The organism is Pseudomonas edaphica (assembly GCF_005863185.1).
Classification (GTDB): domain Bacteria; phylum Pseudomonadota; class Gammaproteobacteria; order Pseudomonadales; family Pseudomonadaceae; genus Aquipseudomonas; species Aquipseudomonas edaphica.
The window spans coordinates 1-7,318 of sequence record NZ_VBVZ01000301.1 but is presented as its reverse complement, the minus strand read 5'-3'; the positions used below and the strand labels follow the sequence as shown (position 1 = coordinate 7,318).

Annotated in this window: 6 protein-coding genes; all 6 read right to left on the bottom strand. The window is 60.3% G+C overall.

Features of this window, described 5'->3' with window-relative positions; translation table 11 throughout:
- Positions 1 to 63: 63 nt before the first annotated feature.
- Positions 64 to 678, bottom strand: a complete 615-nt coding sequence (locus FEM54_RS19330) for an alginate O-acetyltransferase AlgF (protein WP_138452516.1) — start codon at positions 676 to 678, stop codon at positions 64 to 66.
- Between the two features lie 16 nt (positions 679 to 694).
- Positions 695 to 1,867, bottom strand: a complete 1,173-nt coding sequence (locus FEM54_RS19325) for an alginate O-acetyltransferase (RefSeq protein ID WP_138452514.1) — start codon at positions 1,865 to 1,867, stop codon at positions 695 to 697.
- An 11-nt stretch (positions 1,868 to 1,878) separates the two neighbouring features.
- Positions 1,879 to 3,411, bottom strand: coding sequence for an MBOAT family O-acyltransferase (locus FEM54_RS19320; RefSeq protein ID WP_017135220.1), 1,533 nt, complete (start codon positions 3,409 to 3,411; stop codon positions 1,879 to 1,881).
- Positions 3,412 to 3,511: 100 nt separating this feature from the next.
- Positions 3,512 to 4,621, bottom strand: coding sequence for a mannuronate-specific alginate lyase (locus FEM54_RS19315; RefSeq protein WP_138452512.1), 1,110 nt, complete (start codon positions 4,619 to 4,621; stop codon positions 3,512 to 3,514).
- A gap of 8 nt (positions 4,622 to 4,629) precedes the next feature.
- A complete protein-coding gene (locus FEM54_RS19310) occupies positions 4,630 to 6,078 on the bottom strand; it encodes an alginate O-acetyltransferase (RefSeq protein ID WP_138452510.1) in 1,449 nt (482 codons plus the stop codon).
- A gap of 11 nt (positions 6,079 to 6,089) precedes the next feature.
- Positions 6,090 to 7,318 (bottom strand): mannuronan 5-epimerase AlgG (gene algG, locus FEM54_RS19305; RefSeq protein WP_138452508.1); only part of this gene is annotated, 1,229 nt, incomplete at its 5' end.

Below are 7,318 nucleotides of genomic sequence, written 5' to 3'. Positions count from 1 at the left end.
CTTCAAGACTGCCATCGCAGGCAAGCCAGCTCCCACAAGGGGCGTGTCAACTCAGGGAAATCATCAGCGGGTCGACACGGGGCGCTTGACCCACACTGGCGAAATGCTCGAACCCGAGCCGGTCACGTACAGCACCGCCGCTTCACCCCGTTCCAAAGCCACCGGCTTCACATCGCCGACTTTCTTGTCACCGTCGTACAACGCCAGGCTGACTTTCACCGGGTTGATTTCGCGCTCGCCACGGCCCTTGGCAGCCACCGACTTGACCACGTCGGTCTTGCCGTCGGCGGTTTTCAGGGTCAGGGCCTTGTCGCTGAGGTTCTGCACACGCACCAGGGATTTTTGCTTGTTCTTGAACGGCGGCTCTTCGATCAGCTGTGGCTGGCCGCTGCCGCTGTTAACCAGGGTGTAGTAGTGATCGGCCGCGAGCTTGACCGGTACGGTCTGGCTGCCGACCTTGGCGCTGTAGTCGCCGCCGGGCATGAAGCTGAAGTCGCTGCTGGCCAGCGGCGCCACATCGCTCAAATTGGGCGCGCCGACGGTAGCGCTGACTTCCTGGTTCGATGCGTTGTAGATCCGCACGAAGCTGGAGCCTTTTGGTGCCGTCGGGCCGTAGCTCACGCCGGCAGCGATGGCCAGGGTCTTGGCGAGACGACGCGGAGTAGTAGTGAAAGTCATGTGAGTTACCTCTCTTTCAGTTTTGCGCCCGGTCGGGCGTCTCGGATTTTTGAGTGTTCAAAGCCATGTTCTGTTGGCGCGAACCGGCTTGTTTAAGCTGCGCAACCCACTGCGGGTCGGCATCACCGATTTCGTTGTTGACGGGCAGATAACGTTCCGGAAACTCCCAGATCAGCACTTGGGGCGGGCTGTTCTTGAAGTCATCGCTTTTCAGGTAGCTGAGCATCGGCAGGATCGGGCCGTGGCCGTCTTCGGAGTAGTTGATGACGTCGCTGTGCAAGGCTTGCTTGAGCGCGCCGACGAAGTTCCAGTTGGGGTTGGCGCTGTAGCTGGTGCCCACCAGAGCCACTGGCGTTTCACTGTCGGCAAACAGGGCGTCGTCGCCTTTGTTTTCCGCCAGGTGCGTGACGCGTTTTTGCAGCGGCTCTTTAGGCGGCATCAGGTTTTCGAACAGCGGGTCCAGCGGCAGGAACAGGCGCAGGTCACCTTTGTGCGGTTCGGTTTTTTCGGCTTCAGTGACAAAACGCTGCGGCTCGCCGCTCAACGGCGTCTTGTCGGCAATGGTCTTGGCCAATTGTTTGGCAGCGATTTCCGCACCGTCCGGGGTCCAGTGGGTATCGGTGCGCAGGAACACTTGCGTGCCGCCCAGCTTGGCCTGTTGCAGCGGGCCAAGCAGGTCAGGGGCGATGATCTTGTCGGCCGCCACACGGGCGTGGAAGTCCTCGTACAGGTTGGCGTGGATGCTCGCCGGTTTCACTTTACCCAGGTGTTCCGGGTACAAGCGCACCTTGGCCGGCACGATCGCCATCACCAGTTGGATGCCCTGGGCCTTGAGTTTTTGGCGCACGCCTTCGACCAGCGCGTAGTTGCCTTGCAGGTTCTGGTCCTCGTTGACGATGGGGTTGAATTCCTCGTCGCTGTACAACCAGTGGTCGCGGCCCAGCACCACGCCGGGGCGGCCTTCATTGAACAGCTTGTAGTCCAGCGCCGCCCAGAGGTTGGTGCCCAGGCGCTTGATCGGGAACTCATCGTCGTAGTGGGTCTCGACGGCCTTGGTCCAGCGGCCGTTGAGCACGGTGGCGTCGGCGTTGGTGCTGAAGCCGAAGAAGCTGCGCAGCGACCAGGCGCCCAGGGCCAGCAGCACCAGCAGGAACAGCGTGATATAGAGGACGCGAAATGAACGGGTCATGGTCGGCTCCCTCAAAATTGGAAGTAAAGGAACGGCGAGAAACTCTGCGCCGACAGTTTCAGAATCGAGGCCACGAACAGCAGCAGTACGGTGGCGCGCATGGCGTAGCGTGGCCAGTCAGCGGTCCAGTAGGCCGGTTGCACGGCGGCGTCCTGGCCCACGCTGAAACCGGGCTGGTGGATGCTGCCTGGGTTGTCGCCCGGTACTGCCTTGATCAGGCTCGGGTCGGCGGGTTTGGCTTTTTCGGCAGGGCGATTGTTGTAGAAATCGCGCAGGCCAAAGAACGCCAGTGTTGCGTAGGCCACCACCAGGGTTGCCACTTGCAGGCCAGTGAGGCTGGCGCGGTTGAGTTCTGACAACGACCACTCACCAAAGCTGAACATCGCGCCGTACATACGCCCGGCGACGTGCAGGTTTTCGGCGCGGAAGATCACCCAGCCCATCACCACCAGCAGGAAGGTGAAGGCCCAGCGCAGCAGATTGAAACTGCGTGGCGCGGTATTCAGGCCGATGGCTTTTTCAATCGCCAACCACATACCGTGCCAGGCGCCCCACACGATGTAGGTGATGTTTGCGCCATGCCACAGGCCACCGAGCAGCATGGTCAGGAACAGGTTGCGATAGGTGATCAGCGTGCCTTTACGGTTGCCGCCCAGGGTGATGTACAGGTAGTCACGCAGCCAAGTGGACAGGCTGATGTGCCAGCGCCGCCAGAACTCGGTGATCGACTGGCTGATGTACGGCTGCTTGAAGTTTTCCATGAAGCGGAAACCCATCATCAAGCCCAGGCCGATGGCCATGTCGCTGTAGCCGGAGAAGTCGAAGTACAGCTGCGCGGTGTAAGCCAGCGCGCCGAGCCAGGCATCGCCCGTGGTCGGGTTTTGCAGGGCGAAGCAATGGTCGGCCACCACCGCCAGGGTGTCGGCGATGAAGACTTTCTTGATGAAACCTTGCATGAACCGCGTGCAGCCCTCGGAGAACTTGTCGAGGGTGTGGGTGCGGTTGTTGAACTGGTCGGCCAGGTCACGGAAGCGCAACACGGGACCTGCAATCAGGTGCGGGAAGATCGCCACGAACGCCGCGAAGTCGATCAGGTTGCGGGTTGCCGGGGTATCGCCACGGTACACGTCGATGATGTAGCTGATGGACTCGAAGATGTAGAACGAGATGCCAATCGGCAACAGCACGTGGGTGAGGATAAACGGCTCCAGGCCCGCCGACTTCATCATCACATTGATGCTGTCGACGCCGAAGTTGGCGTACTTGAAGTAGCCGAGGATGCACAGGTCGACAGCCACGCCGAGCAACAGCCAGCGCTGCGCCGGTTTGGTGCGCACGCCGGCGGCACCGACCTTGAGGCCGATCCAGTAATTCCACAGCGTCACGGCGGCGAACAGCGCCAGGAAGTCCACTCGCCACCAGGCGTAGAACACGTAGCTGGCAATCAGCAGCAGCAGATTGCGATAGCGTTGCCCGCTCAAGTAGTACAAGCCGAGAAAGATCGGCAAGAACAGAAACAGGAACACATTGGACGAGAAAACCATCCCGATCTCTCCATGTTTAACCAACAGTCAAGGGCCAACGGCCCCCCCAAACCCCCCACGAATCTGGGAGGGTGTACGCGTTCAGTGTGGGAGCTGTGTATCAGCTGCCTTTGTTGCTTTTTTCGTGCGTCGGGTCGTAGACCTTGGTCAGGTCACCGCCGAGGCGGAAGGTCTTGAACGGCTGCATGCCGTGCTTGCGCTCGATCACCTCCGGCGCGCAGGTGTAGAGGGTGCAGAAGGGTTCAAGCCAGGCAAATTTCATGTCTTCCTTGAGGTCCTTCATGTCCTGCTCTTTGCCGTTCTTCTGCTCGAAGATGTCCGGGTCTTTAACCCCGGCCAGCACCTTGTCGCCCAGGCGTTTGAGCGCGCCGTTATTTTCCTGGCGCAGGTCCACACCGTTGACCAGCGCAAAGCTGGCGATCATCGACAGCGGCGGCAGCGCGTAGTTGTGGTACGCCAAGGCGCGTTGCTGGCGCTTCAGTTCGTTGGGCAAGAACCCTTGGGCGTCCACCTGATTGGCGCCGACCTTGTATTCCTTCACCGCCCAATCAAACAGGTCGCGACGGTTGGTGGCGATGGACGTTGCCATCACCGACCAAGCGGCCCAGTAGGAGTGGTTGTTGGTTTTATCCAGGGGCAGGTTGTCCCAGTCGCTGACCACTTGATCGGCGAGTTTGTTGAACCAGGCCTCGATCAATTGCGATTCCTGCTGATGATTGGCCAGCGGGTGCGAGTCGGAGAACTTCAGGCGTACATAGGCCGAGGCCATGCTGCCCAGCGCCCATTTGCGCATGGACTTGCCGGTGTGGTTGAAGTCCTTGGACATCAAGGCATCGGCCTTGGCCCAGCTCGTAAGCCAGTTGAGGGTGCACTCCAACTGCTCCGGGCGGCCGTCGCGCATGAACTGCATCACGCGCTTGCTGGTGTCTTTTTCCAGCTTGGTGATGTCGGCGGTGCTGTCGCGAAAGGCTTTTTCCGATTGCACATTCAGGGTGGCACGGGCCTTGTCCGAGCCTTCGTACTTGCTGCGAAATTGCAGCGAGCCGGTGTACGGCGCCGGCATGGCGTCGCAGTCATTCTTGAAGTCGCCGGTCTTGAACGCTTCCACCGGGGCGAAATAGCCTTGAGGTGGACGCAGTGGCGCGGCGGCGTTGACTACACCTGCGAACATCGCCAGGCCCAGCAGCGTTGGAATCAATAATTTCTGCATAAGTAACCTCACTTCCCAAGCTGGGCGGTCTGTTGACCACCCGCCGGGAACACGTTGCGTGTGCAAATTTTCGCTTCGACTTTCTGCGCGGCAGCGCCCGCTTCGGGGCCTTGCACTTCCACGGCCAGCAAGTTCTGCGAGGCCCAGTCTTCATCGGTGCGCAGTTCAAAGGCGAAACGCCCGTCTGTATCGGATGTTTCGGGTTTCTCGATCTTGATGTCCTCGTGGCGCCCGTTCATGTACCAGAGGGTGGCTTGCAGGGTTTTCACCGACGGGTCGGCGAAGCGGATATCGACCTGATGGTTGGCGTTGCGCAGGTCTTTGTTCGAGCTGTTGACCATCAACTCGTTCTTGCCGGGTTTGAGCGTGGTGCTGGCGCTCATTTGCGCAGGCTTGCCTTCGCAGCCGTTGTCGAGCAGAGCCATCATCTGGCGGTAGATGGTTTCCTGGTCGAGGCGGTACAGCGGCGAGAACTCCCAGATAAGGATTTTCGGCGGGGTCTTCTGGAACTCGTCGCTGCCCAGGTACTGGATCATCGAACCTTCCAGGCCGCCGCCGGGGAAGGCGACGTTAAGGATGTCGGCACCGATTTCCTGTTCCAGGAAGCCGGCAAAGTTGTAGTTCTTGCCACTGTGGCTGGTGCCCACCAGGGTGATCTGCGGGTTGCCCGAATCGCCGAACAGGTCGCCATCACCGGCTTCGCCTTTGGGCTCGGTGGTGAATTGGTCCATGTACTGGATCGCGTAGCTGGTGCCGCACAGTTGCCCGGCCATGTTGTGCAGGGTGCCGGTCTTGCCCATGCGCCCGGAGCGTTTGGTTTCGAATTCGCGCTTGGGAATATCGGCAAACTCGGGCATGGCACGCACTTTGGCGCCGACGATTTTTGCCGTGCGTTGGGCGCCATATGGCGTCCAGTGCTGGTCACCACGGAAGTAGAAGTCGTGGGCCGGCAGTTCATCGGGCAACTGTTCGTTGGTCAGCGGCGACAGGTCCGGCACCACATAACCCATCTTGGCGAAACGGCCGAGCATGCTTTTGTAGTTGCCCAGCGCCTTGTCAAAATTGAACGCGGCTTTTTCCTCAGGGTTGAGCTTGTTGCGATTCACCAGGCCACGGGTCGGCTGGTACACCACCACCAGTTCCACGCCCTTGGCCTTGAACGCATCGTGCAGCTGCTGCATGCGTTTGTAGCCGGCGGGGCTGGTGTCGAATTCGGTGCGCAAATCTTCCTGGGTACGGAACAGCCAGTCGCCCTGGGCTTGCACTAGGGTGGTGAAGTTCTGCTGGTAGCGCGTGGTGTAGTTCTTCGCGTCATGGGCGGCCGGGCACAGGCTGCAGCACGGCTCGGCGGTGAAGGTCGGTGCCTTGATTTCATCGGCGCGCACGCCCTGGCTGGCCGCCAGCAGGCCGAGGGTCAGACCCGAGAGGCTCAGCAGTTTGATCATGTGTGGGTGCATAAGGGTCATCCTCAGTCCTGCATTTGGGTCTGGCGTTCGACAGGGTCGATCAGCACGGCTTTCTGCTGGCGCACCAGCAGGTCGAGAATCTCTTCCTGGCGATCGCCCAGCACGCCGGCAAAGCTGATGCCGCTGGATTTGGTCGGCGCCAGCATCGACACGCGGTACAGCTCGATGCTCAACGGCGAATCAATCGACAGCGGCCCGCTGCCGTTGCCGGCCAGCTCGCCGCCGACCACGATCAGCGAGACTTTCGCGTCAAACGGGTCGAGGGCGATGTCGCGGTCTGTGTCGGTCAAATCCTTGATGTGCCCGTACACGCCGGTCAGCCCGTTGGCCATGGCGGAGTTCTCGTACAGGCGAATGTTCACGCTGTTGCGCACGCGGATGCCGTGGCGACGGTTGGCGATGACCTTGTTGCCCCACAACAGGTTGTCGCCGCTCTCATAGAGGGTGATGCCGTCGGTGTGGTTGCGGTAGATCTCGTTGTCGGCGATCAGGTTGTTGACGCTGTTACGGTCGATCACCAGGCCCGAGAGCTTGTTGTCGTAGCTGCGGTTGTTGAAGATGAAGCTGTCGTTGACCTCACGGGAAATAATGATCCCGTGCTTTTTCTTGGTGCCGTAGACGGTGTTGTCGGCAATGATCAGGCCGTGGGAACGGTCGTGCGGGTCGATGCCGTAGACGATGTTGTCTTTGTAGGTGTTGCCCTTGATCACAAAGCCCGTGGTCTCGTAGCAATAGAAGCCGTACCACATGTCCGAGAACTCGGAATCGATGATCCAGCCGGTCGGCTCCGCACGCTTGAGCACCTTGGCCATGTTCGGCGTGTACTGGGAAATACTCACGCCGTACGACTTACTGTTGGCGTAGCCAAAGCTGGCCATCTTGCTGTTGGCGATATAGGTCTCGGTGCCGCCCCAGGCCAGCAGGAACGGGCGGAACTCCTTGGGCGACTTGAACAGCGCCGGGCCGTTGGTCTTTTCGTCCCAGCCGGTGATTTTGGTGTCACGCACAAACAGCTGGCCGTCGTTGATCAGGAACGAACCGGCTTGCTGGGACAGGCGCAGCTCCTGGGTCTTCTTGTCGATGTCGAGGATGCCTTTGCGCCCGACCACAATCGGCAGCTTGGCCAAAAACACGCCCGGCGAGGTTTCGCTGAGGTACTGCTTGGGCACTTTGCCGAGCAGGTCCTTGAGGTTCAGGTAGCCGTCGTCGACAAAGATCGCCTGGGGAATGC